Genomic DNA, 25,266 nt, shown 5'->3' on the forward strand with positions numbered 1-25,266 from the left:
TATGAATTATACTTTTACGGAAAAATAATTGTGATTTATAGGCCTAAAGTTTTTTTAGAATAATAATTCAGATTGTATTGAACTAGTGAAAGAAATAAAATTCGTCTTAATAGTGGATGTTAGAAAACGTTTGAATTTGTTAAACTCATAGAGTTCAAAGTCTAGAAACATAGTAGGATGACTTTAGAAGAAGGGATAAGGGGATTTAAACATTGAAAATGAAACAGTTTTTACTTGCACTTGTTTGCATGACAGTAATTTGTTCTATTAGTATAACAACATTTGCAGAGGAAAATTTAGAGCCAGCTAACCCAGATAGTACAACTGAATGGGATAAAGAAGAAAAAGCACCATATAAAATGAATGCTAGGATACAGTCCGCTGAGCCGGTAATTGCTGATATTTCGAAATGGCAATATTCAATTGATTGGGCAACAGCTAGTAAAGTGCTAGATTTAGCGATTATTCGTACTCAATATGGTAGTGGTTTGGAAGATACATATCATAAAATATATGAAGCAGGAGCATTGCAATACGGTGTGCCATTCGGTGTATATTCATATAGTGTAGCTAGATCTACTGCAGCAGCGAGAATTGAAGCAAATACTTTTTATGATCGTGCCAATAAAAACGCAAAATTTTATGTAATTGATATTGAAGAAACAGCAACTGATGGAGAAAGTGTACGTGATATCATCAATGCTTATGTAGCAGAATTACGTAAGAAAACAGATAAGAAAATAGGCGTCTACATTGCTCATCATTTATACAATCAATTAAATATTGATACATCAAAATTTGATTTTGTGTGGATACCTAGATACAGCAATACCAATACACCACCGGATTATGAGTATCACTTATGGCAATATACGGACCAAGGAAAAGTGGCTGGAATTAATACAAATGTAGATTTAAATAGATTAAATCCAAATGTGTCATTAGATTTCTTTACAAAAGATAGTAGCGAAAATAATAAACCTATTGATCTATCAAATTACTATACTAAGAACCCTAAAAAAGTTGCTATAAGAAAAAAAGTGAACCAATACAATAATAAAAATTTCACTACTTCACGAAAAACAGGTTCATTAAGCAAAAATACAATTGTTGAAGTAAAAGGTATGGATTACTCTAGTAAAGGAATTCCAAGATTGATGTTAGCTAATGGGATGTATATTACAGCTAGTAAAAGCTATGTCACAAAATTAATTTCAAATATTGACGATTATTATACGGCTGTTCCAAAGAATGTCGTTCTAAAGAAAGCAGTAAGAACTTATAGCAGTACAAGTTTTACAGCTGCTAAAGAAGTATCTAAGATAAATAAAGATAAGATTGTTAGTATTGCGGATATTGATTATACAACGGGTGGTGCACCACGTTTGAAGACCACTTCGGGAACCTATATAACTGCAAATAAAAAGTATGTATTAAAAACGACAGCGAAAATTTCGAATTATATTACTGTTAAACCTAGTAAAGTAAAAACAGTAAAGAAAATTTATCAATATAAAAGTACTTCCTTAACTACTGCAAATAGAGATATAGCAATAGCAAAAGGGAAATCATTAAAAGTATCTGCTATTGTCTATACAAATGGTGGTACACCAAGATTAAAATTATCAAATGGCTACTATATAACTGCTAATAAAAAATACGTGCAGTAATAGTAGATAGGAGAAAACAATGGATGGGAAGTCTAGCTCCCATTCATTGTTTTTCTTTTATTTTCATTTTTGATTTGTGGAATATAACATTTTGCAACTGCTGTGATATATAACTGTTAGAGGAATTTAAAGTTCGTAAAGGAAATGATTTGAAGTTGTGTTCAATTTGTTATATAGACTTTGTTATGCTTATGTAGGCTATTACTAGATTGTTTCAAACATATTGAAATAGCAATAAAATACATAAGGAGATACATAAATATGAAAAGACTGCGTTACATGACAGCACTATTATGTTTAGTCGCTGTGAGTTTTTTTGCCGTGCAATTTGCTTCGGCAGATGAATTGAGACCTGCTAATCCAGATAGCAAAACAAAGTGGGAAACCGAACCTGAATTGAAAGCCAATTCCACTATGAGCTTACGCTCTGCAGAGCCGGTTATTGCAGATATTTCTAAATGGCAAGGGACTATTGATTGGGCAACAGCAAGTAAGAATTTAGATCTTGTTATTATTCGCACACAATACGGTTCAATCTTAGAGGATATTAAACATAAGGAATATGAAGCTGGTGCTCTCAAATACGGCGTACCTTTTGGAGTATATTCATATAGCCTAGCAGAATCTACTGCGGATGCGAAAGAAGAGGCAAATTCTTTTTACAACCGCGCTAGTAAAGATGCTAAATTTTATGTATTAGATGTTGAAGAAAATACGAGTAAATCAGGCGAAAGTATGCGTACAATTATCAATGCATACGTGAAGCAACTGCGTACTAAAACAGATAAAAAGATAGGTGTATACATTGCGCACCATTTATATGAAGATTTAAATATTGATACATCGAAATTTGATTTTGTGTGGATTCCACGTTACAACAATACGAATACTGCCCCAGCTTATAATTATAATTTATGGCAATATACAGATAAGGGAATCGTACCTGGTATTTCAACCTATGTAGATCTAAATCGTTTAAACCCAAATACGCCACTGCATTTCTTTACTGAAGAAGCTGATGCTGAAACAGCGGGGAATGATGATTATTATACAACTAACCCCAAAAAAGTAGTTGTTAAGAAAACAGTTTATCAATACAGTTCGCCAAGTTTTTCCACTGGAAATAAAGGAGCGGCATTGAAAAAGAATTCTATAGTGTCAGTTTCAGGAATCGTGAATACTGCAAATGGAACTCCACGATTAAAATTAACAAATGGTCAATATATTTCGGCAAATAAAAAATTTGTTCAAAAAGTAACAAGTAAAATTGATCAATACTACACAACGGTGCCAAAAAATATTGTCGTGAAAAAAGGGTTAAATGCATATAAGAGTGTAAATCTTACAACTAGTAATAAAATATCAGGTGTCAAAAAAAATACTATCTTAACTATTAAAGATATTGAATATACGAAGAATGGTACACCGAGATTAAAAACGACATCGGGTTCATATATCACTGCGAATAAAGATTATGTATTGAAATTACCTACTAACTATTATGATTACTGGACGATTAACCCTGGCCAAGTGAAAATTGCTAAGAAAGTCTACCAATATAAAGGTACTTCTTTCACTACTGCTAATAGAGGGAAAGCAATTGCAGTAGGATCTACTGTCAAAGTAAGTAGTATTGCATATGGAACAAATGGTACACCACGATTAAAATTAACGAATGGTTATTATATTACAGCGAAGAAAACTTATGTAAAAGCAAAATAAATAGTATAGTATTCGTATAAGTATATATAATTGTAATAATAAGTAAAAACACACAGCAATTGGACTGTGTGTTTTTTATAATAAAATATCTCTTTGGAAGGAGAATAAGATGAGTGCAATTATACTTTATTGGATATTATTAATGTCTGCGATCGGCTTTATTTTAATGGGTTATGATAAGCGAAAGGCTATTAACCATGAATGGCGTATTAGAGAAAGGACATTATGGCTTGTTGCGCTTTTTGGAGGAGGAATAGGTTCGTATATAGGTATGCGTATTTTTCGTCATAAAACGCAACATACCTCCTTTGTCTTTGGATTACCAGCAATCGCGGTAATTTATGCTGTCATTTCGTTAGCTATTTATTAATGAAAAAGTATCGTCATAAAAAGAAGGTACATTTCCGACTGTAGACAAACTCGAAGAAATTCGAGTTTATCTACGTTTTTTTTTTCTTTTGAAAAATAAATAAGACTGTTGATTTCCACTACGGTGGACGCTTTCCATGGACGGGCGCTTAGTCGCTTCGTAGCTACGCTCCAATCAACTACACATGTAATATAAAAAAATCTTTTGAAGTTAGGAAAATGATGATTAGAAAAAATGAGCATTCTGAATACCTTTTGTCTACATACTGAAAAGTACCGTCTTAAAAAGACGGTACTTTTTTACTTCATCAATTGTTCGATTGGGTTTTTCCAGCTAATTGTTGCGTTTGGATAGTGACGACGGATTTCGCTTTCTAAAAATAGAATATCTTCTTTCTTTAAACCTTGAAGTTCCATTTCATTTTTCGTATCAATGAAAATGGATACGACTTCTAATATGTCGTTAGCTGATCCTAGATATTTTTCACCTTCAAACATAGCGCCTTTATAAGATATAAAAAAGTTCTTTCGTGCATTTTTGGAATCATCATAGAAGTAATAACTTCTACGTTGTACCGCATCATTGAATTTTCGCCTTGGATTAAAAAAGTAGCGAATGACTTTATACATGACATATAAAATGAGTACGACTAATAAAACACGAATGAGAACAAGCATCTACAGTTCCCCCTTGTACAAACATTATCCTTTCCTATACGATAGAAGAGATTGAAAAGTTTCAAAAATGTTAGGAGAATTATAATGAATTTACAAAAACTTTTTACAATGCAGCAACAACTTGATGCATTTATTGAAGAAACACAACAAATTACAAAGGATGTATTCCGTGAAAAAGGACTAGCATTACTTGTTGAGTTAGGTGAACTAGCAAATGAAACGCGTTGCTTTAAATTTTGGAGCACAAAAGGACCATCTGAGCGTTCGGTAATTTTAGAAGAGTTCGTGGATTCTATTCACTTTTTATTGTCATTAGGTATTATGAAAGGTTTCGATGATTTAAAAGAGTGGCCAATATCTAACCGCGATGGAGATTTGACGGATCTCTTCATCCAGACAGAAGGTGCGGTTTTAAACTTCATCCTTAAGCCAGAGAGAGCGCAGTATGAAGAAGCATGGATATTGTACGGTGCACTGGCGAATGCACTAGATTTTACAGCCGAAGATATCGTGCGAGCGTATGTATCAAAAAACGAAAAAAATTATGAGCGTCAACGTAACGGATACTAAAATATTTTTTGAAAATTGCCTATTATTGCATTATAATAGTTAAAGATTCGAATATTTAGGAGGTCGAAATAATGCAACAATTGGATGAGACTTTAACAATGTTAAAAGAACTAACTGACGCACGTGCTGCTTCAGGTAACGAACGTGAAGCGCGCGAGGTAATGAAAAAGTACATCGCACCTTTCGCAGACAGAATGGATAGTGATAATTTAGGTGGAGTAATCGCTGAAAGAGTGGGCGATGCAAACGGCCCTAAAGTTATGATAGCTGGCCATTTAGATGAGGTTGGCTTCATGGTCACTCAAATTGACGATAAAGGCTTCTTAAAATTCCAAACAATCGGTGGCTGGTGGTCACAAGTAATGTTAGCACAACGGGTGCAAGTTATTACGCGTAAAGGTGAAACGATTATTGGTGTAATTGGTTCTAAACCACCGCATATTTTACCAGCAGAAGTACGCAACAAACCTTTCCAAATTACAGATATGTTCATCGACGTCGGCGCTACTTCTAAAGATGAAGCAGAAGGATGGGGTATCTTACCTGGCGATATGGTCGTACCTTATTTTGAATTTACAGTGATGAAAAACGAAAAACATTTACTTGCTAAAGCATGGGATAATCGCATCGGCTGTGCGATAGCAATTGAAGTATTAAAAGGGCTAAAAGACGAAAAACATCCTAACATCGTTTACGGATGTGGTGTTGTCCAAGAAGAGGTTGGTTTACGTGGAGCTAAAGTAGCGACGCATAAAATTCAACCTGACATCGGTTTTGCAGTTGATGTAGGTATTGCTGGTGACACACCAGGAATTACATCAAAAGAATCGACAAGTAAGATCGGTGCTGGCCCACAAATTATTATTTATGATGCTTCGATGATTGCACATAAAGGTATACGTGATCTTGTGGTGGATACTGCAAATGAAAATGGCATCCCGTTCCAATATGAAGCCATTCCAGGAGGAGGTACAGACGCAGGTGCAATACACATAACTGCAAACGGTGTACCATCTTTATCTATCGGTATTGCAACGCGCTATATTCATTCACATGCAGGTATTTTACATCGTGACGACTTTGAAAACACGGTCAAATTAATCATTGAAGTGATTAAGAAACTAGACCGTGATACAGTGAATAAAATTATCTTTGAATAAGACTTATATTAAACTCCTTTGCTCACATGAGTAAAGGAGTTTAATTTTTTTGAAAAAACATAAAAATGCATTTGATTTAATATTTATGCATATGTATAATGGTCATTAACAATAAAAACAAAAGGGAGCGGATCATATATGAAACTTTTAGAATTAGTGCAGTTAAAATTAGTAGAAAGCTTAAAAGGTAAAGATTTAATTTCACTTATAGATTATACAAGTGAGGAAGTACAAGGCTTACTGGACTTATCCATTCAATTGAAAACAATAACTAAAGAAGGTAAATGTCCTCCGTTATTAGAAGGAAAAACGTTGGGAATGATTTTCGAAAAGCATTCTACACGCACGCGTATTTCGTTTGAAGTTGGTATGAATCAACTAGGTGGGAAAGGTATGTTCATGCATGCTCGCGATTTACAAATCGGTCGTGGGGAATCTGTTTATGATACAGGGCATGTACTATCCGGTTATTTAGATGGTATTATGATCCGTGCAAATTCACATGAAATGGTAAAAGAACTGGCTGAACACGCATCAATTCCTGTTATTAACGGTTTGACAGACCTTGCTCACCCATGCCAAGCGCTTGCTGATCTTGAAACAATTGCTGAAGAAAAAGGTCATGTGAAGGGCTTAAAGCTAGCATATATTGGTGATGGAAACAATGTAGCGCACTCATTAGTAGTAGCAGCAGCACATGTAGGAATGGATGTTGTCGTAGCGACACCTAAAGCGTATGAACCAAGCGAAGCGGTCATGAAAAAAGCAGCTGAAATTGCAGCTACAAATGGCAGTACGGTTTCATTCACATATGACCCAGCAGAAGCAGCAAAAGATGCTGATGTCATTTATACAGATGTATGGACTTCAATGGGGCAAGAAGAGGAAGCTGCAAAACGATTAGCAGACTTTAAAGACTACCAAATTAACGATGCATTAGTAGCGAACGCGAAAGCAGATTATATGTTCTTACACTGCTTGCCAGCACATCGTGAAGAAGAAGTAGCTACATCTGTTATTGATGGACCAAACTCATTTATCTTCGAACAAGCTGAAAACCGTCTTCACGCTCAAAAAGCTGTATTGGCTTCGGTTTTAGGATAATTATTCATTTCGAAATATAACAATAGTTTACGAACGCAATTTTGTTATCAAAAATTAAGGATAGGTAAGGCAAAGAGTATTTGCCTTACCTATCTTTTTTTGTTTCAGGATGGGTTAAGGGATTGTATTAATAAAATACAGTATTCTGTAACATTCACGTAACAGACTTGGCTTAGTCTAGTCCAAGATAGCTTTTCGGGGTATAGAAAATAGAATTAAATTGCGGATAGCATTCAAAACTGTTAACTCTGAATAGACCATGATTAGAAGCTAATAATTCCAAGTTAGAATGGTAGTGTAAAAGTGAAAAGGATAATTATTAATATCATAAAATGGCTAATTATATTAAGTATAGTTGTGGCGGGAATGGTTATATATTCATTTAAAATAGAACCGAAACGCCTTGTTACAAAGGAGTATGAACTTGAACTTACGTCAGGAGGAGAAAGTTCGCTAAGGGTAGTGCAATTTTCGGATGTACATTTAGGTCCGAATTATTCGCTAGAGCAGCTTGAGAAGCTTGTAGTGAAAATTAACGGACTTCAACCTGATGTAATAGCTTTTACTGGAGATTTAATGGATGTACCATCTCAATTTGAAGACAGGTCAAAAATAAGTGCGATTTTGGGTAAACTAAGTAGTAAATATGGAAATTATGCAGTATGGGGAAACCATGACCGTGGAGGCGGTGGAGTCAGGTTTTATGAAGATATAATGAATACCTCTGGATTTAAGCTACTAACAAATGAAAGTAGTACAATAGAGCTTGAAAATGGAAAGATAGTAAATATTATAGGGTTGGATGAAGCAATGCTTGGAAATCCTGATATTCCAAAAGCGTATTCAGGTACTAGTAATCAGGGAATGAATCTCCTTATACTACATCAGCCTGACCTTATAGAAGACGTAGGGTATGACAATATTGATGTAGCACTTGCAGGACATAGTCATGGAGGACAAGTTGATGTGCCATTGATTGGTCCTATATATACGCCCCCTCTTGCAGAGAAATACACTAAAGGGTTATACGAGCTTGGCATTCATAAGTATCTATATGTAAATAGTGGAATCGGAACGACGAGGATTCCAGTTCGGTTTTGGAATCCTGCAGAAATATCGGTGTTTAACATAACTCTATGAAATGAATATAAAATGTAAAGCGTCAAATAATGTCCCCGTCCCCTGGATTGTGCATTATTTGGCGCTTCCCTTTATATTTGTAATCGGAAAGGAGAGCAGAAAATGAATATTCTAATTGCCGATGATGAACAGCATATGGTTAAAATACTTTCAGCCTATTTAAAAGATGAAGGCTTCAATATTCTAGAGGCAAGGGATGGACAGGAAGCATTGGAGATTTTTGAAACAACTAAGATTGAATTGGCAATTTTAGATTGGATGATGCCTAAAATTGATGGAATAGAGGCATGTAAATATATAAAGGAAAACAGTCAAACAAAAGTTCTAATACTAACAGCAAAAGGTCAAAATGAAGACGAATTACACGCTTTCCATGGTGGAGCAGATGAATACATAAAGAAACCATTTGATCCACGAATATTAATATTAAGAATAAAAAAGCTATTAAATATGAGTGAAGAAATAAAAGTGAAAGATATTCTGATCAAAGAGAACGAAAAGAAAGCATATAAACAAAAAGAACCTATCCAACTAACAAAAATAGAATATGATTTATTGCTTATCTTTATAAAAAATAGAGGTGTGATTTTATCGAGGGATAAGTTGATTGATTTAGTTTGGGGCTTGGATTATGAGGGAGATCATAGAACTGTAGATACTCATATCAGAAGATTAAGAACTAAAATTGGGGATGACCTGATTAAAACCTATAGAGGCATTGGATACTGCCTGGAGGTGAAGGAAGATTAAAATTAGGAACAAGTTTTCCATTGGTATATCATCCGTTGTAATTTGCATCTTTATATTCTCAATACTTGCGAATATATTTTTGGTAGACAGATATTACATTCATGAGCAAAGAAAGATTTTGGATAAGGCGGCAAGCGATATACTCAAGGTGTCTAATAAGACCATTTTAATTGATTTGAATGAGATAGAAGAGAAATACGCTATAACTATTGTCTATTCAGAAGCAAGTGGAAGTTTGGATCAAATTAATGAAAGAATGATTCTGGAGTTTGAAAAGAAAAAAATAAAGCTAAATAAATTTTGGCTTACTGAACAAACGTTGGATAAGTTGCAGGAAAAAAGCGTTAATAAGATATACGACCAAGGGGTAAGTAAATATAAAGTTTTGACTAAATTTATGAAAATAGATAATTATATAATCGCTATTGGATTGCCGTTGCCACATATGGAAGATACTATTTCTATAATAAATAGATTTAATATTGTTTTGATGTCCATTTCTGTCATTTTTATTGTCTTTTTAGTAGTGATGATATCCAAAAAAATCACAAGACCATTAGAATCTTTGAAAAATTTATCTCAAGATATTGCCAATTTAAATTTTAGGAAAGAAGAGATAATGACAAATGATGAAGTAGGAGAACTAGCAAAAAGTATAAACATTATGAGTGGGAAATTAGAAAAAGCCCATGAGGAAATTAATAGTCAAAATAAGCGTTTGAAAGAACTAATGTCAGATATATCCCATGAGTTGAAAACGCCACTATCATTAGTGAAAATATATGAACAAGGAATTTCGGACGGTCTGGATGACGGTACTTACAGAGACACCATTGAAGAACAGATTGAAAAAATGAATGCACTAATAGAGAAGCTATTATTTTGGACAGCGTTAGAGAATGGTTCATTAAACAAATCTATTTTTGATATTGGAAAAATAATTATTGAAATGACAAAGAAGTACAAGCTAATCCTACAGGAATACGATATTAATTTATCCTTAAGTATTGATGAGAGCAAAGAATATTTGATTCAAGCTGAAAAAGAAGGAATTGATATTGTACTCGATAATTTAATTACCAATGCTATTAAATATTCCTATGATAAGAATATTGAAATTCATTTAACGAAAAACAACAATGCAGTGAAGCTTACGATTGCTAATGGAATAGGGGAAATGAATGAAAATGATTTAGAAAATATTTGGAGACCCTTTTATGTACTTGAAAAATCAAGAAGTAAGGAGCTTTCAGGAACAGGGTTGGGCTTACCTATCATCAAGACAATTTTAGATAATCACAATTTGGATTATGGATTTGAATTGAAAAATAGTAAGTTAGAGTTTTTTGTCACATTCGTGTAACAAGCCTAGGTTAGTCTAAGACTAGGAGGTGCGATACATGAAAAAAATAATATCTATCGTGTTAATTGTAGTCCTTGCTACTAGTGTTCTTACAGGATGTGTTGGCAACGAAAAAAGGCCAAGCAAAGAGGTCTACACGCAAAAAGATAATTTAGATTTTAACTTTAGTGTAGATCCTGAAACCTTTACGTTTGAGGTGGAATCCAATGGAACTACGGAGAAGGCTTCAGAACCATTGGAGAAAATGAAAGTTTCAAATTTAAAAGACGATGGGGATAACATTAGCTGGACCTATGCAGAGCAGAATCTAGATATAGATATCGAAAAGAAAGATAAGTATGTTGATATTACTGTCAAATCCAATAAAGATGAAGAAAATATGTTTTCTTGGCCAAAAGTGAAAGGTAATGGATACTTACTCCCATTAAATCAAGGAAAGTACATTCCAAGCGATGATTCAGTTTGGAAATACTATCTAAATGAAGAAAAAATGAAAGTGATTGAATCTTTCTCCATGCAGTTTTTTGCAGTTGATAAAGATGAATATTCGTTAGTATATATTATTAAAAACCCCTACAATAATGAAATTGCTTTTGATACAATAAAAAACATAGAGTTTACTTTTAATCATGAGTTTCCATCTATCAATCAACAGAAGGAATATGGTTTTAGAATTTATTTAACGAAAAAAAATCCAGTACATGTTGCCAAAACTTATAAAAATTATTTAATTGAGCAAGGTGACTTTAAATCTTTAAAGGAAAAGGCTGAAGAAAATAATAATATTGAAAAACTTTATGGTGCCCCTCATATTTATTTTTGGGACAGAACTGTAATTTCAGAAGAAAATATACAATGGGCAAAATTGAAAAGTAGTTTCCCCGATAAGTTGAAATTATGGATTCAGGAGTTATTAGCTACTAAAGTTGAAGATGGGGCAGAGCTTGCAGCCGCATATGAGGATTTAAATAATTACGATTACGTAGACAAATATACTAAAAATAGAATAGTAAAAAGCCTAAGTGCTGTCATGCAACTAAAAGAATTCTATAATACGGAAGTATTTACTAAAGAGGATAAAGAAATTCAAAAGCTAATAAATAAGAAAATAGACAAATTAAATCCAGTAGAATTAATTGAACTTAATAAGAGATTATTAAAAAGCGAGCTTGGTAACGTAGTGGACCCAATAGAAAAGTGGGCAGATGCAAATACTATAGATGTCATAAAAGATATGAAGCATTCAGGGTTAGCGAATTTATGGATAGGTTTAGATGACTGGCAAGAAGGGTTTATTAAAGCAGAGTTAGTAATAGAAGCAGAGAATCAGGGATATTTAATCGGCACTTACGATTCGTATCATTCAATCCATGAACCAGGTAAAGAGCAGTGGGAAACGGCTAAGTTTAAGGATACTTCATTGTTTGAAGAAGCAACGGTAACGAATAAAGATGGAAGAAAAATTGAAGGATTTCAAGGCGTAGGTAGAAAGTTGAATCCGACATTAGCAATGCCGAGTGTGAAAGAAAGAGTAACGTCAATTTTAAATACTGGTTTACCATTTAACTCATGGTTTTTAGATACAGATGGCACTGGAGAAATCTTTGATGACTACTCACCAGAACATACTACTACTGAAGCGGAGGATGTCCAAGCTCGAATTAAGAGAATGGAGTATCTACAAAAAGAATGGGGAATGGTAGTCGGAACTGAGGGCGGTAATGATTTTGCTAACAAAACGATTGCTTTTGCACATGGAATAGAAACTCCCTCATTTTCCTGGATGGATGAGGATATGGGCAAAAATAAAGAGAGTAATTATTATGTAGGAAGATACTATTCAAGTACTGGCGGAGTCCCTGAGCTATTTTCTAAACAAATACCAGTGAAGGATAAATATAAGAAACTATTTTTGGATTCAAACTATACCATACCGTTATATAAATTAGTTTACAATAACTCTGTAATCACGACTTATTGGTGGGGATGGGGAACACTAAAAATAGCAGATGAAATTGAAAATAGAATGTTGTATGAAGTACTTTACAATGTACCTCCTCTTTATCACATTGATAAATACGAGTGGAAAAAGTACAAAGATACAATAATAAACCATTCTAAAGTGTGGTCAAGTTTCAGCAAAAAGGCAATAAAGGAAGAAATGACAGATTATAAAATTCTATCAGATGACAGATTAGTCCAAATGACTGAATATGGTAAATCATTAAGCGTGGTAGCAAATTTCTCTGAAAGTGAATTTGCTGTTCAAGGTGAGAAAGTACCTGGGAAATCAGTGTTAATCATTGATGGAAATAGTAAAACAATTTATACACCAGAGAAGTAAGTGTAAAATAAAGTGTATTGTAACCAATCAATTTAAGGTGAAGACTATTCTTGCCAAAACATATTTAATCCCCACCTGAAAGATGAACAGGTGGGGATAATTTTGAATTCGGACAAGAATTCTTATCTCATTTTATGCTTTTTGTGTAACCGTGGAAGTAGCCTTCTCAACCTCAACTTGATCTACAGGGCGTTTTGACCAATATGTTGCAAGAATTGGTCCGGAGATATTATGCCATACAGCACCGAATGTACTTGGTAAGGCAGCTAGTGGACCAAAGTGTGCTGCAGCAAGTGCTACACCTAATCCAGAGTTTTGCATACCAACTTCAATAGAAATGGCACGTTGGTCTTGTAAAGAAAGGCCACATAATTTCCCTGCATAGTAACCTAATAATAAACCTGCTCCGTTGTGTAAAAATACAGCAAAGAATACTAGTAAACCAGCAGAAGCGATTTTATCTTGGTTACCTGAAACTACTGCAGATACTATAATAATGATAGCGAAAACGGAAATTAAAGGCACAATTGAAATACTTTTATCAACGATAGTTGGCAAGAATTTGCGAACAAGTATACCAAGTGCGATCGGAACGATAATAACTTGGATAATAGACATAAACATAGATTTTGCATCTACAGGCATCCATTGACCAGCTAATAACAATAATAATAATGGTGTCAAAATAGGTGCAAGTAATGTAGAGACAGAAGTCATTGTAATCGATAAAGGCACGTTACCTTTTGCTAAATACACCATAACATTAGAAGCAGTACCACCTGGAACAGAACCTAGTAATACAAGACCCGCAGCTAGTTCTGAAGGTAATTGCAAAATGTAAGCGATCGCAAGTGCTGTAAGTGGCATAATCGTAAACTGTGCTACGATTCCGATGAGTACGGGTAATGGTTTTGTCAAAACGAGTTTAAAATCATTAGCCTTAAGTGTAAGTCCCATTCCAAACATAACGACTCCAAGTAATATCGTAATATATTGGCCGAATCCTAAAAAAGGTGTAGGTGCTAAATAAGCTATTACGGCAATCAGCATTACCCACAGAGCAAAGTATTTTCCGATAAATGTGCTAAACGTTTCAAGTATTTTCATTTGTGCAACATCCTTTCTTTATCTCTCTAATAAATTTTTAAAAGAGGATAGACATAAAATACAAAAGTAAGTATTACATCATAATAAATTCAAATAAATATATTATTCTGAAAATTTATAATAATACATTTATTATAATGGTGATTAAGCAGATTACAAGAGAATTTTAAAAAAACTAGTAAAAACCCCGCTCCTAATATTAAATAGTAGCGGGGTATCACATTATATATCTTATTCTTCGATACGAACGATTTTACCTGGATTCAAAATATTGTTTGGATCAAGTGAGATTTTAATAGCTTTCATGACATTATATGATTCGCCATGCTCTTTAGCTTGGTATTTTTGTTTCCCGATTCCAACGCCGTGTTCTCCAGTACAAGTACCGTTTCGATCTAATGCAAATTGTACGATAGCTTCATTAAAAGCATCGGCTCTCTTAACTTCCTCTGCATCTTTCATATCAATCATAACTATCGCGTGGAAATTACCATCACCGACATGACCTAATACTCCACCTGGAAGATTAGCTGCATTTAGTTGTTCACGTGCAAAATGAACAGCATCAGCTAAGTCTGAGATGGCTACGCAAACATCTGTTACCATTTGTTTTTTACCAGGATGACCGTGTGTATAAGCGTAAGCTAAGTTATGACGAGCATCCCAAAGTTTTGTACGAGCAGTATTATCAGATTCGAACTGTACTTCTACACAACCATGATCCTCCATAATTTCACGTGTAAATATCACATCTTGTGCTAAACCTGCTTCATTACCGTGAAATTCGATAAATAGAGTTGGTTTTTCAGGATAATCAGTGTCGCTGTAATGATTTACTTGGCGAATAGACTCTTCGTCGACTAATTCAACTCGTGCAATCGGAACGCCGACTTGTAAAATAGAAGTAACAGCAGCAATTGCATCTTCAACTGTCGGGAAGACAGCACGAGCAGCCGTTTCAAATTCAGGAATACCATAAACCTTTAATGTAAGTTCTGTGAAGCAACCAAGGGTACCTTCAGAGCCTACAAATAAACCATTTAAATGATAGCCAGATGATGATTTTGCAGCTAAATTACCAGTGTGAATAATTCTGCCGTCTGCTAAAACAACTTCTAAGTCACGTACTTGGTCGCGCATGACGCCATATCGTACAGCCGTTGTGCCGCTCGCGTTTGTCGCAGCCATCCCGCCTAAAGTAGCATCTGCACCAGGATCTACTGAGAAAAAGAGACCGTGTTTTTTAAGTTCTTTATTTAACTGCATTCTTGTGACACCAGGTTGTACTTTTACAAGTAAATCATCTTGACGAATTTCTAAAATTTTATCCATTAAAGAAAAGTCAATCGTAATACCATTTTGATAAGGAATAACATGACCTTCTAAACTAGAACCTCTCCCAAAAGGTACTACAGGAACTACTAGCTCGTTTGCCAGTTTCATAATTTCACTTACTTGTTCCTTCGTTTTAGGGAAAACAACGATGTCTGGAAGGGAAGCCACATGATATGATTCGTCTTGACCGTGTAGCTCTCTCACTGTCTCGTTAACAGAAACTTGATCTCCGTCTAGGAATTGTTTTAACGCTTCTACAATGTTATCAACTGCTACTGTCATTTCAATTCGCCTCACTTTAAATTTTTGAAGAATCCGAAATATGATTATTTTCGGATAATTAACGATGTAATAGAATTTATTATAATATGGCCACGATATTACGCAAGACAAAATATGGATAGAGCTGTTTTTATAGAATGTTAGTTAGGAATAGCTAAATTCCATACACTAAAGATTACATTTATGTTACAGTACATGTCGAAATATTGTTTTTCATATAGCAGAAGTATAGACTGGAAAATAGTCAAGTAAAAAAACATAGCAAAACACCCATAATATTACATAGAAAAGTAGATGATAATTAATGAAGAAGATATTCAAAAATGTTTTAGCAATAACCGTTTTAGCGGCTGCTCTATTACAAGTATCCCCTTCTTACGCTAGTCCTTCAAATGGCTCAGCTCAAACAAAAGCTGAACAAAAAGCCTTAAAGCTTGAACAAAAAATCCAAAAGATTGATAACAGTATTATTGAGGCAATGGATAAGGTTGATCGACTAAATAAGAAAATTAAAAACTCGAACGAAAAAATTACTCAAACAAAAAAAGACATTAAACAAACGCAAACAGAATATGAATTCCGTAAAACATTATATGAAGAGCGATTAAGAGATATCCAAGGTGAAAGCAAGAGTGAATGGATGTTATATGCAGATGTCTTACTATCATCTGAAGGTATGTCTGATTTCATCGACCGTACAACAGCCGTAACTCAAATTTTAAATAGTGATCAATCATTAATGACAGAGCTAAATGAAAAAGAAGATAAGCTAATCACTTCAAAAACATCTCTTGATAAAATTAATAAAGAATTGAAAAAAGATAAGAAAGATTTAGCTAAAGAAATGAAGCAAATCAAAAAAGATAAAAAGAAAGTTGTATCTAAACTAAAAGCAACGAAAAAAACAATTAAAGAAGAAAAGGCCGCTAAAAAAGCTGAAAAGGCTGCTCAAAAACGTGCAGAGAAAGCAGTAAGAGAAGCAGTAAAAACAGCTTCTAATGACGATGAAAAAACAGTGAGCTTACCACCAGTAGTGAATATCACAAAAACATCAAACAAAAATGATGCCCTAAACCTAACAAATCAAAAACCTTCAGGCGGAGATGCATCTGGTCTAATTGGTTATGCGAAGAATTTCCTTGGCGTACCATATGTATGGGGTGGTACTTCACCATCAGGCTTTGATTGTTCAGGTTTAATGCAATATGTTTACCGTTCTGAAGGCATTAGTCTTCCGAGAACGTCTAGTCAACAACAAAATGCAGGTACTCGTATTTCACCTAATGATGTCCAAGCTGGCGATTTAGTGTTCTTTGGTAGCCCTGCGTACCACGTTGGTATGTATATCGGTAATGGCCAATGGTTACATGCACCTCAAACTGGTGATGTCGTGAAAATCGCATCTTACAATCCATCTAGTTTCTCGAGTGCAGCACGCGTAAGATAATTAAAAATTAATAAGAAAAATAGTTATGAATAATGTGTAACAAGCTGAACTAAGCAATTTTATTAGTTCAGCTTTTTATATATTGAAAAGGTGAAATTTGTTGAAATTTCATTCGCTAAGATATAAGTTAAGGGTGAAAATGAGTATTAACTAGGTGGGAATATCATTGTCTCTAAATGAAAAACTGCCCAAGCGAAGTTGACATCGTTTGGACAGTTTTTTTATTAGGCCATTGCTTTGGATAAATCTTGCATAAAATTTTGTCTTTTTTGTTGATCTGCATTATTCCACCATGCTTCTAGAAAGACGCCAAGTCCAGGGAGTAAATGCTCCTCACCGCGTTTAATCGCATCTTCAACAACATTCTCCAGTTCGTCGGCGCTTTGACCTTGAACATTAGCTTTAACGGCTTGTCGTATTTGAAAATTCATACTTCATCCCTCCTATTATCATTTTTGCCGTTAGGCTCGATAGTTATACATTCATTTGTTAAAATTAGAATGGTTGATATTATTTACTATTGTGAATTTTATGAAAAAATATTACATAACTAAGGGGTTGTTTTATCATGAGAGCATTTGTTTTTGAAAAAGGATCTTTTAAAGTAACTGAATTACCTAACCCACAAGCTGGCGCTTTAGAAGCAGTAGTTGCGATTAAAGCTTCAGGATTAAATCGTCGAGATTTGTATACACCAGGACGTTTAGGAAATGATAGCGAGGCGCTTATTTTAGGTTCTGATGCAGCCGGTGTTATTGAAGCAATAGGTGAGGGTGTGACAGATTGGCAAGTAGGAGATGAAGTCATTATTAATCCTTCATTGCGTTGGTATGAAAATTCTGATGTACCCCCTGCTGATTTTGATATCTTAAGTTTTCCTGACAACGGAACATTCGCGGAGAAAATTGCTATTTCAGTGGAACAACTAGAGCGAAAGCCAGCACATCTTTCATTTGAAGAGGCTTCTGTTATTGGTATTTCACCATTAACAGGTTATCGTGCCTTATTTACAAAAGGGCAAATAGAAGCGGGGCAAACAATATTTATCCCAGGAGCAGGTAGCGGTGTTGCGACGTTTTTAATCCAAATGGCTAAAAATGTTGGAGCTAGAGTCATAGTCTCTTCTCGTAGTGAAGAAAAACGAAATGCAGCACTTAAAATTGGTGCTGACATTGCGATTGATACGCACGCTGACTGGGTAGAATTATTAAAAGAGGAACAAATCGATGTTGTTATTGAAAGTGTTGGACGTGCCACTTTTAATCGCTCTTTGGATGTTTTAAAAAAGGGTGGTAAAATAGTATTGTTCGGTGCAACAACAGAAGACGTTGTCGATTTTGACTTACGAAAATTTTTCTATGGACAATATACATTGTATGGGACTACAATGGGAAGTCGCGAGGAATTCCGTGCATGCCTTGAGCATTTAGCGAAATTTAACACGCATCCAGTGATGGACCGAACTTTCTCATTAGATGAAGCGGAACAAGCGCTTGAATATTTAAAAGAAAATCATCAGTTTGGCAAAATAACTATAACGATTTAAAAATTAAAGGCGGTATACATTTTATGAAAAGAATAGAATCACCACAAAATTCACTAGTGAAGTATTGGAAAAAACTGGTGACAACTAGAAAAGAACGTGAACGCTCTGGCGAATTTATCGTTGAAGGATTCCATTTAGTTGAAGAAGCAATTAAAAACAATGGTGAGGTATTAACAATTATCGTCCGTGAAGGTGTGGACATTCCACATACATGGAATATTGATGACATTTTTGTTGTAGAAGTAACACAAGCAATTGCAAAAGAATTGTCTGAAACAGAACATCCTCAGGGTATCTTCGCACAATGTAAACAACGTGAAGTAACAGAGGAAGAACAAGTAGGCTGGACAAAATTATTATTAATTGATGCAGTTCAAGATCCAGGTAATGTGGGTACAATGATTCGTACGGCAGATGCAGCAGGTATTGATGCGGTTATTCTTGGTAAAGGCTCAGCGGATGCTTTCAATCCAAAAACAGTCCGCTCTGCTCAAGGATCGCATTTCCATATTCCTGTGGTGAAAGGGGATCTTGGAGACTGGATTGACAGTTTACAAGACAGATTAATCCCTGTTATCGGGACAGCTTTAGATAATGCAGTAGTATATTCTGAAGTGAAAAAAGGCGATAAATTTGCACTTATTATGGGCAATGAAGGCAATGGTATTCACCCAGACTTACTTGCAAAAACAGATGCCAATGTAATCATTCCAATTTTAGGGCAAGCTGAATCTTTAAATGTAGCAGTAGCTTCTGGTATTTTGTTATATAACTTCGCAGTTTCAGCAAAGTGACCTTGAAGAAAACAATTTAGTTGCGTATAATGTTTATTATTGCATACAATAATTTATAAAAATTAAATGCTTTGATCGGAAAAAGTATATGTTTCTACACTTTTTAGGGAGTGCTCGCCAAAGACTGCAAGCGTGCATAAAGTTGTGTTACATGGAAGTTCACTCCGTTAGCAGCCACCGGGACCAGCAATTGCTGTAAAGGTAGGCCGGTTTAGAGCCGTTATGTCAATGAAGTGATTGTACTTAAGTACAATAACTAGGGTGGTACCGCGAACTATGTCCTCGTCCCTTTTTAGGGGGCGAGTTTTTTTGTGCAGATTTTTTACATTCTACATGAAAAGAAGGTTTGCATGTTTAGTAAAAACAATTTGTTTTTTACTATTCGATATTGGAAGGAGGAATTTAAATGGCAATGGAAGAACAATTAAATCAGCTAAAGGAAGAAGCTTTAGCGAAAATTGCAGCGGCATCGAACTCTAAAGAGTTGAATGATGTGCGTGTTGCTTATTTAGGTAAAAAAGGTCCAATCACGGATTTATTAAAAGGGATGGGTAAACTGCCTGCAGAGGAACGTCCTAAAATGGGTGCTCTAGTAAACGTTGTACGTCAAGAAGTGACTGAGGTGCTTGAAGTACGTGCGCAATTACTAGAGGAAAAAGCGGTTCAGGAACAACTTGAAAAAGAATCAATTGACGTGACTTTACCAGGTCGTCCTATAAAAGTTGGTAGTAAACATCCGTTAACAAAGGTTGTTGAAGAAATAGAAGACTTATTCATCAGCATGGGATATGAAATTGCGGAAGGACCAGAAGTTGAAAAAGACTATTATAACTTCGAAGCATTAAACCTGCCAAAAGGTCACCCTGCTCGTGATATGCAAGATACATTCTATATTTCTGAAGAGATTTTACTTCGTACACAAACTTCTCCTGTACAAGCTCGTACTATGGAAGAAAAACAAGGTGCTTCTGTGAAAATTATCTGTCCAGGTAAAGTATTCCGCCGTGACAATGATGATGCTACACATTCGCATCAATTCAATCAAATTGAAGGACTTGTAATAAGCGAGAACATTACAATGAGCGATTTAAAAGGTACTTTGGATCTTTTCGCGAAAAAAATGTTTGGCCAAGAACGTGAAATTCGTTTACGCCCAAGTTTCTTCCCATTCACTGAGCCTTCAGTAGAAATGGATATCTCTTGTTTCAAATGTGGTGGATCTGGCTGTAGTTTATGTAAACAAACTGGTTGGATTGAAATTCTAGGTGCCGGTATGGTACATCCAAACGTTCTTGAGATGGCTGGTTATGATCCTAAAAAAGTTTCAGGCTTCGCATTTGGTATGGGGCAAGAACGTATTGCAATGTTGAAATATGGGGTGGACGATATCCGTCATTTCTATACGAATGACATCCGATTCTTATCACAATTCCACCGCACAGAAGAGTAAGGAGGGGTAAACATGCTAGTATCGTTAAAATGGTTAGAACAATATGTTGATTTACAAGGCCTAGAGCCAGCAGTTTTAGCAGAAAAAATTACACGTTCTGGGATTGAAGTGGACGGCGTTGCAAACCTAGCTGAAGGTATGAAAAAGCTAATGGTTGGCGAAGTGAAAGAAAAAGTAAAACACCCAGAAGCGGATAAATTAAATATTTGCCAAGTAGATTTTGGTGAAGAAGAATTATCACAAATCGTATGTGGAGCTCCAAACGTAGCAGTTGGTCAAAAAGTGATCGTTGCTCGTCCAGGTGCCCATTTACCGGGTGGCAAAATCAAAAAAGCCAAACTTCGTGGTGAAGTATCTAACGGCATGATTTGTTCACTACAAGAGCTTGGTATCGAAGGTAAATTAGTACCGAAAGCTTACAGTGAAGGTATTTTCGTATTACCTGCGGAAACGCCAGTAGGGGCAGATCCACTTGAAGTACTTGGCCTATATGATACAGTGCTTGAACTTGGTTTAACACCAAACCGTTCAGATGCTATGAGTATGTTAGGTGTAGCTTATGAAGTAGGAGCAATCCTTTCTGAGGATGTTAAATTACCGGAACTAGATTATACAGAATCAACTGAAAAAGCTTCTGATTATTTAAAACTTCGTGTAGATGCACCGGTAGAAAACCCTATGTACGTAGCAAAAGTTGTGAAAAACGTTAAAGTAGCTGAGTCTCCATTATGGTTGCAACAGCGTTTAATGGCGGCTGGCGTACGTCCGCATAACAATGTTGTCGATGTTACTAACTACATCTTAATGGAATATGGTCAACCGCTTCACGCATTTGACTATGACCGTTTAGGAACAGGGGAAATTGTAGTTCGTTTAGCTAATGAAGGCGAAAAAATAACGACTCTTGATGATAAAGAACGTACATTAAATGCGAGTAATCTTGTTATTACTAATGCTAAAGAACCAGTAGCTGTAGCTGGTGTTATGGGCGGATTAAACTCAGAAGTGCATGAAGGGACAACGACTGTTGTCATTGAATCAGCATACTTTGAAGGTTTATCAGTACGCTATACATCAAAAGACTTAGGTTTACGTAGTGATGCAAGTGCCCGTTTTGAAAAAGGTCTTGATCCAAACCGTGTTATTCCAGCAGCTGAACGTGCAGCTAAATTATTAGCAGAACTAGCTGGTGGGGAAGTATTAGCTGGCTCAGTAATGTTTGATGAATTAGATAAAACTCCTGCAAAAGTAATCGTTTCTCCTGACTTTATCAATGCTCGTCTTGGTATGAAGATTTCTTTAGATGATATGGTGTCAATTTTAAAACGTTTAAAATTTGATGTTGAAACTGCGAATGGCATGCTCTATGTAGATGCACCAACTCGTCGTCAAGATATTAAAATTGAGGAAGATATCGTCGAAGAAATTGCACGAATTTATGGCTACGATGAAATTCCAACAACACTTCCTGTAAGTGAAACAACACCTGGTGGTTTAACACCTTATCAAGCAAAACGTCGTATCGTACGTGCATATTTAGAAGGTGCAGGTCTTCACCAAGCGATTACTTACTCATTAACATCTGATGCACTTTCACAAAAATTTGCATTAGAAACGGCGCCTGTTACAAAACTGTTAATGCCAATGAGTGAAGAACGTAGCACATTACGTCAAAGCTTAATCCCACATTTAGTGGAAGCAGCGTCTTATAATGTCGCACGTCAAGCAGACTTAGTAGCACTTTATGAAGTAGATTCTGTATTCTTAGGTTTAACTGAAGAAAGTCTTCCACATGAAGAAGAACATGTAGCTGCAGTTATCACGGGTAAATGGTTAGATCACGCTTGGCAAGGTGAACATAAACAGGTTGATTTCTTTGTATTAAAAGGAATCGTTGAGGGTCTATTTGATCGCCTAGGTTTAGCAGATGCAGTAACATTTGAACGCGCTACTTTAGATGGTTTACACCCAGGACGTACGGCTAACGTATTATTAAATGGCAACCGTATTGGTTTAATCGCGCAATTGCACCCAACAGAACAAAAAGCAAATGGCTTAAAAGAAACATACGTAATGGAAATGAACTTAGCAGCTATTTTAGAAGCGTCTACTGAAGCACTAGTTTACGTTCCAGTTCCACGTTTCCCTTCGATGTCGCGTGATATCGCTTTAGTTGTTGATAGAAGCGTAGCGGCAGCGGATCTTGAAGTAATTATCCGTCAAGCAGGTGGTACTTTATTGAAAGATGTTCGTGTCTTCGATTTATATGAAGGAGACAAAATGGAAGAAGGTAAAAAATCAGTAGCCTTCTCACTACAATACTTCGAACCTGAGCGTACTTTAACAGATGAAGAAGTAGTAGCAGCACATGACGAAGTGTTAAAAGCATTAGCAGAAGCAAATGCACAAATTCGTTAATTAAATAGATTTTTAAACTAAATACCTGATCAGACATTATGTCTTGGTCAGGTATTTTTTTAATATCCTTTTCATGGAAAAGATTATCTGTTATATTTATTGTATAACAAAGAAGAGGTGAACAAGATGAGTTCATTATTATTGATGCTATTACCGATAATAATCATTCAGTTTATTTTAATGATTGTTGCTTTAATTGATCTAGTGAAAATTCCGCAAACAAATGGGCCGAAATGGCTGTGGGCTATTGTGATTGTTTTTGCGAACATTTTAGGACCTATTATTTACTTTATCTTCGGGAGAAAACAAGTATGAGCCAGTTATTAAAAGTTTCAGCGTTGCAAAAGAATTATGGACAGCATGAAGTGATTAAAAATATATCTTTTGAGTTAATACAAGGAACAGCAACGGCTTTAATTGGACCAAATGGAGCAGGTAAAACAACTATATTATCGATGCTTGCTGGGCTATTGAAACCAACAAATGGGCAAATTCAATTCGACGGAATAGCAGGGGACCCGAGAGATGCGATTGGGTTTTTACCACAATATCCACAGTTTAATACTTGGCTAACAGCGAGTGAATTTTTAATAATGGCAGCGAGATTAAGTGGATTGACTGCTCAAACTGCGAAGGAAGAGTCAGAGAAAATGCTTCAATTCGTTGGCTTAAAAGATGCAGTAAATAAAAAGATTGGTACGTTCTCTGGTGGTATGAAACAAAGATTGGGTCTAGCACAAGCCATTATACATAAACCCAAACTCCTCTTATTGGATGAGCCAGTATCAGCTCTTGATCCAGCAGGTCGCTTAGATATGATGAATTTGATGAAGTCGTTACAACAAGAAATGACGATTTTGTATTCAACACATATTTTGAATGATGCTGAGCAAATGACGGATCAGCTATTATTCTTGAAAGCTGGTAAATTAGTTGAGCAAGGTTCATTACAAGATGTCAAAGCAAAATACGAACATCGTCAAATTGTAGTGGAATTTAAAGTAGTAGAAGAGGCTGCTCAATTTGTAGTGAATAGTACATTAAGTGCTGAGCAACAAGGTAACATTGTGATTTTACAGACAGATGATATGCAACAAGTTATTCAGGAGTTAGCGAAGGAGACCTTTGAAATCCGGAAAGTTGAGCAGCAATCTGCTAGCTTGGAGGAAATCTTCATGAAGGTGGCAAAACTATGATACAATGGCGTGTACTTTTACAAAAAGAATGGCGTGATCATGTACGTAGCTTGAAGATATTATGGATTCCTCTTGTATTTGTATTATATGGTGTTATGCAGCCGGTAACACTATATTATATGGAAGATATTATGAAGGCTGTCGGCAATATGCCTGAGGGATTTGATATGGGTATAGCAGATATGACATCGGTTGAAGTAATAGCTTCTACAGTCGGACAGTTCCATCTCATTGTTTCACTTATTATTGTTTTAAGCTTTATGGGGATTATTAGTAAGGAAAGAAAAAATCGTACAGCCGCACTATTGTATGTACGACCAATTTCTTTTGCTTCTTATTACTTCAGTAAGTGGTCTGGAGCAACAATTGTTGCGCTCTTTAGTACAATAATAGGCTTATTAGCAAGCTATTACTATACGGTGATTTTATATAATGAGGTAGAAGTTTGGCGGATAGCAGCCCTCATTGGCACTTATAGTCTATGGGTATTGTTCGTCGTGACGGTGACAGTCACAGCGAGTGCATTATTCTCTACGGGTGTTGCGGGTACTCTAGCAATTCTTCTGACGTATTTTCTACAGCTAATCGATAGCATTATCGGACAGTTCTGGACAGTGTCTCCTTGGAAATTGGGCACATACGCAGTAACGTGGCTTGGGTCAAAACCAGATAGTAGTGATTTTTGGTTATCGGTCGTCGTGACGGTTGTTGCCATAATAGTGTTAATGTTAGTCGGAGTATTTGGTGCAAGAAAGAATATGGAGAATATAAAAATATAAAAAACAAGCTATTCCTTCTCTTCATGTAAAGAGAGAGGAATA

General features: G+C 35.5%; 22 protein-coding genes and 1 other annotated feature. Of the genes, 18 read left to right on the plus strand and 4 right to left on the minus strand.

The window, feature by feature from the left end:
* The first annotated feature begins 218 nt into the window (after positions 1 to 218).
* From MKY02_RS05075 to MKY02_RS05085, 3 genes are all read left to right on the plus strand, one after another.
* On the plus strand, positions 219 to 1,670 hold the full coding sequence (locus MKY02_RS05075; protein ID WP_340711677.1) for a DUF5776 domain-containing protein: 1,452 nt from the start codon (positions 219 to 221) through the stop codon (positions 1,668 to 1,670).
* Positions 1,671 to 1,931: 261 nt separating this feature from the next.
* A complete protein-coding gene (locus MKY02_RS05080) occupies positions 1,932 to 3,392 on the plus strand; it encodes a DUF5776 domain-containing protein (RefSeq protein ID WP_340708771.1) in 1,461 nt (486 codons plus the stop codon).
* Between the two features lie 109 nt (positions 3,393 to 3,501).
* Positions 3,502 to 3,762, plus strand: a complete 261-nt coding sequence (locus tag MKY02_RS05085) for a DUF1294 domain-containing protein (protein ID WP_038187719.1) — start codon at positions 3,502 to 3,504, stop codon at positions 3,760 to 3,762.
* Between the two features lie 299 nt (positions 3,763 to 4,061).
* Here the strand turns inward: MKY02_RS05085 and MKY02_RS05090 are convergent, their stop codons facing one another.
* Positions 4,062 to 4,439 carry a hypothetical protein gene (locus tag MKY02_RS05090; RefSeq protein WP_038187713.1) on the minus strand — a complete coding sequence of 126 codons (378 nt, stop codon included), beginning with the start codon at positions 4,437 to 4,439 and terminating at the stop codon, positions 4,062 to 4,064.
* 84 nt (positions 4,440 to 4,523) lie between these two features.
* On the opposite strand from MKY02_RS05090, the gene MKY02_RS05095 reads away from it, so the two are divergent.
* The 7 genes from MKY02_RS05095 (at position 4,524) to MKY02_RS05125 (ending at position 12,870) form a co-directional block, all read left to right on the plus strand.
* Complete coding sequence (locus tag MKY02_RS05095; RefSeq protein WP_038187711.1) at positions 4,524 to 5,009, plus strand: dUTP diphosphatase; 486 nt, start codon at positions 4,524 to 4,526, stop codon at positions 5,007 to 5,009.
* Between the two features lie 71 nt (positions 5,010 to 5,080).
* Positions 5,081 to 6,169 (plus strand): M42 family metallopeptidase, encoded by a 1,089-nt coding sequence (locus tag MKY02_RS05100; protein WP_340710744.1) that lies wholly within the window; start codon positions 5,081 to 5,083, stop codon positions 6,167 to 6,169.
* A 138-nt stretch (positions 6,170 to 6,307) separates the two neighbouring features.
* Positions 6,308 to 7,273: an ornithine carbamoyltransferase gene (gene argF, locus MKY02_RS05105; protein WP_038187708.1), complete on the plus strand. Its 966-nt coding sequence runs from the start codon at positions 6,308 to 6,310 to the stop codon at positions 7,271 to 7,273.
* 303 nt (positions 7,274 to 7,576) lie between these two features.
* On the plus strand, positions 7,577 to 8,413 hold the full coding sequence (locus MKY02_RS05110; protein ID WP_038187706.1) for a metallophosphoesterase: 837 nt from the start codon (positions 7,577 to 7,579) through the stop codon (positions 8,411 to 8,413).
* A gap of 102 nt (positions 8,414 to 8,515) precedes the next feature.
* Entirely contained in the window at positions 8,516 to 9,163 is a 648-nt protein-coding gene (locus tag MKY02_RS05115) for a response regulator transcription factor (protein WP_038187705.1), read from the plus strand.
* Positions 9,164 to 9,281: 118 nt separating this feature from the next.
* A complete protein-coding gene (locus tag MKY02_RS05120) occupies positions 9,282 to 10,526 on the plus strand; it encodes a sensor histidine kinase (RefSeq protein WP_200866442.1) in 1,245 nt (414 codons plus the stop codon).
* Between the two features lie 37 nt (positions 10,527 to 10,563).
* On the plus strand, positions 10,564 to 12,870 hold the full coding sequence (locus MKY02_RS05125; RefSeq protein ID WP_340710747.1) for a glycoside hydrolase: 2,307 nt from the start codon (positions 10,564 to 10,566) through the stop codon (positions 12,868 to 12,870).
* Between the two features lie 132 nt (positions 12,871 to 13,002).
* Here MKY02_RS05125 and MKY02_RS05130 read toward each other — a convergent pair whose 3' ends face one another.
* Positions 13,003 to 13,977 (minus strand): bile acid:sodium symporter family protein, encoded by a 975-nt coding sequence (locus MKY02_RS05130; protein ID WP_038187691.1) that lies wholly within the window; start codon positions 13,975 to 13,977, stop codon positions 13,003 to 13,005.
* A 231-nt stretch (positions 13,978 to 14,208) separates the two neighbouring features.
* The gene (locus MKY02_RS05135; RefSeq protein WP_038187688.1) at positions 14,209 to 15,594 is read right to left on the minus strand and encodes an FAD-binding oxidoreductase; all 1,386 of its coding nucleotides are present in this window, start codon (positions 15,592 to 15,594) and stop codon (positions 14,209 to 14,211) included.
* 304 nt (positions 15,595 to 15,898) lie between these two features.
* Between MKY02_RS05135 and MKY02_RS05140 the strand changes: the two genes are divergently transcribed.
* On the plus strand, positions 15,899 to 17,041 hold the full coding sequence (locus MKY02_RS05140) for a C40 family peptidase (RefSeq protein ID WP_038187685.1): 1,143 nt from the start codon (positions 15,899 to 15,901) through the stop codon (positions 17,039 to 17,041).
* A 224-nt stretch (positions 17,042 to 17,265) separates the two neighbouring features.
* On the opposite strand, the gene sspI is transcribed toward MKY02_RS05140, so the two are convergent.
* The gene (gene sspI / locus MKY02_RS05145) at positions 17,266 to 17,472 is read right to left on the minus strand and encodes a small acid-soluble spore protein SspI (protein WP_038187682.1); all 207 of its coding nucleotides are present in this window, start codon (positions 17,470 to 17,472) and stop codon (positions 17,266 to 17,268) included.
* Between the two features lie 137 nt (positions 17,473 to 17,609).
* Between sspI and MKY02_RS05150 the strand changes: the two genes are divergently transcribed.
* From MKY02_RS05150 to MKY02_RS05180, 7 genes are all read left to right on the plus strand, one after another.
* Complete coding sequence (locus MKY02_RS05150; protein ID WP_038187679.1) at positions 17,610 to 18,587, plus strand: zinc-binding dehydrogenase; 978 nt, start codon at positions 17,610 to 17,612, stop codon at positions 18,585 to 18,587.
* A gap of 23 nt (positions 18,588 to 18,610) precedes the next feature.
* On the plus strand, positions 18,611 to 19,381 hold the full coding sequence (locus tag MKY02_RS05155; RefSeq protein WP_038187674.1) for a TrmH family RNA methyltransferase: 771 nt from the start codon (positions 18,611 to 18,613) through the stop codon (positions 19,379 to 19,381).
* Positions 19,382 to 19,443: 62 nt separating this feature from the next.
* Positions 19,444 to 19,674: a binding site (T-box leader), on the plus strand.
* 119 nt (positions 19,675 to 19,793) lie between these two features.
* The gene (gene pheS, locus MKY02_RS05160; RefSeq protein WP_340711678.1) at positions 19,794 to 20,831 is read left to right on the plus strand and encodes a phenylalanine--tRNA ligase subunit alpha; all 1,038 of its coding nucleotides are present in this window, start codon (positions 19,794 to 19,796) and stop codon (positions 20,829 to 20,831) included.
* A 12-nt stretch (positions 20,832 to 20,843) separates the two neighbouring features.
* On the plus strand, positions 20,844 to 23,249 hold the full coding sequence (gene pheT, locus MKY02_RS05165; RefSeq protein ID WP_038187672.1) for a phenylalanine--tRNA ligase subunit beta: 2,406 nt from the start codon (positions 20,844 to 20,846) through the stop codon (positions 23,247 to 23,249).
* Between the two features lie 126 nt (positions 23,250 to 23,375).
* A complete protein-coding gene (locus MKY02_RS05170) occupies positions 23,376 to 23,564 on the plus strand; it encodes a PLD nuclease N-terminal domain-containing protein (protein WP_038187668.1) in 189 nt (62 codons plus the stop codon).
* On the plus strand, positions 23,561 to 24,445 hold the full coding sequence (locus MKY02_RS05175; RefSeq protein ID WP_038187665.1) for an ABC transporter ATP-binding protein: 885 nt from the start codon (positions 23,561 to 23,563) through the stop codon (positions 24,443 to 24,445). Before MKY02_RS05170 ends, MKY02_RS05175 begins: the two co-directional genes overlap by 4 nt.
* Positions 24,442 to 25,224: an ABC transporter permease gene (locus MKY02_RS05180; protein WP_076034315.1), complete on the plus strand. Its 783-nt coding sequence runs from the start codon at positions 24,442 to 24,444 to the stop codon at positions 25,222 to 25,224. Before MKY02_RS05175 ends, MKY02_RS05180 begins: the two co-directional genes overlap by 4 nt.
* Positions 25,225 to 25,266: the final 42 nt, after the last annotated feature.

The sequence above is a fragment of the Viridibacillus sp. FSL R5-0888 genome, assembly GCF_038009105.1.
Classification (GTDB): Bacteria; Bacillota; Bacilli; order Bacillales_A; family Planococcaceae; genus Viridibacillus; species Viridibacillus arenosi.

Coding starts and splice junctions, on each gene's coding strand:
- MKY02_RS05085 (WP_038187719.1), top strand. CDS start 3,502: ATGAGTGCAATTATACTTTATTGGATATTATTAATGTCTGCGATCGGC.
- MKY02_RS05155 (WP_038187674.1), top strand. CDS start 18,611: ATGAAAAGAATAGAATCACCACAAAATTCACTAGTGAAGTATTGGAAA.
- MKY02_RS05135 (WP_038187688.1), bottom strand. CDS start 15,594: ATGACAGTAGCAGTTGATAACATTGTAGAAGCGTTAAAACAATTCCTA.
- sspI (WP_038187682.1), bottom strand. CDS start 17,472: ATGAATTTTCAAATACGACAAGCCGTTAAAGCTAATGTTCAAGGTCAA.
- MKY02_RS05125 (WP_340710747.1), top strand. CDS start 10,564: ATGAAAAAAATAATATCTATCGTGTTAATTGTAGTCCTTGCTACTAGT.
- MKY02_RS05140 (WP_038187685.1), top strand. CDS start 15,899: ATGAAGAAGATATTCAAAAATGTTTTAGCAATAACCGTTTTAGCGGCT.
- MKY02_RS05180 (WP_076034315.1), top strand. CDS start 24,442: ATGATACAATGGCGTGTACTTTTACAAAAAGAATGGCGTGATCATGTA.
- MKY02_RS05095 (WP_038187711.1), top strand. CDS start 4,524: ATGAATTTACAAAAACTTTTTACAATGCAGCAACAACTTGATGCATTT.
- MKY02_RS05100 (WP_340710744.1), top strand. CDS start 5,081: ATGCAACAATTGGATGAGACTTTAACAATGTTAAAAGAACTAACTGAC.
- pheT (WP_038187672.1), top strand. CDS start 20,844: ATGCTAGTATCGTTAAAATGGTTAGAACAATATGTTGATTTACAAGGC.
- MKY02_RS05075 (WP_340711677.1), top strand. CDS start 219: ATGAAACAGTTTTTACTTGCACTTGTTTGCATGACAGTAATTTGTTCT.
- MKY02_RS05130 (WP_038187691.1), bottom strand. CDS start 13,977: ATGAAAATACTTGAAACGTTTAGCACATTTATCGGAAAATACTTTGCT.
- MKY02_RS05175 (WP_038187665.1), top strand. CDS start 23,561: ATGAGCCAGTTATTAAAAGTTTCAGCGTTGCAAAAGAATTATGGACAG.
- MKY02_RS05080 (WP_340708771.1), top strand. CDS start 1,932: ATGAAAAGACTGCGTTACATGACAGCACTATTATGTTTAGTCGCTGTG.
- MKY02_RS05090 (WP_038187713.1), bottom strand. CDS start 4,439: ATGCTTGTTCTCATTCGTGTTTTATTAGTCGTACTCATTTTATATGTC.
- pheS (WP_340711678.1), top strand. CDS start 19,794: ATGGAAGAACAATTAAATCAGCTAAAGGAAGAAGCTTTAGCGAAAATT.
- MKY02_RS05115 (WP_038187705.1), top strand. CDS start 8,516: ATGAATATTCTAATTGCCGATGATGAACAGCATATGGTTAAAATACTT.
- MKY02_RS05150 (WP_038187679.1), top strand. CDS start 17,610: ATGAGAGCATTTGTTTTTGAAAAAGGATCTTTTAAAGTAACTGAATTA.
- argF (WP_038187708.1), top strand. CDS start 6,308: ATGAAACTTTTAGAATTAGTGCAGTTAAAATTAGTAGAAAGCTTAAAA.
- MKY02_RS05170 (WP_038187668.1), top strand. CDS start 23,376: ATGAGTTCATTATTATTGATGCTATTACCGATAATAATCATTCAGTTT.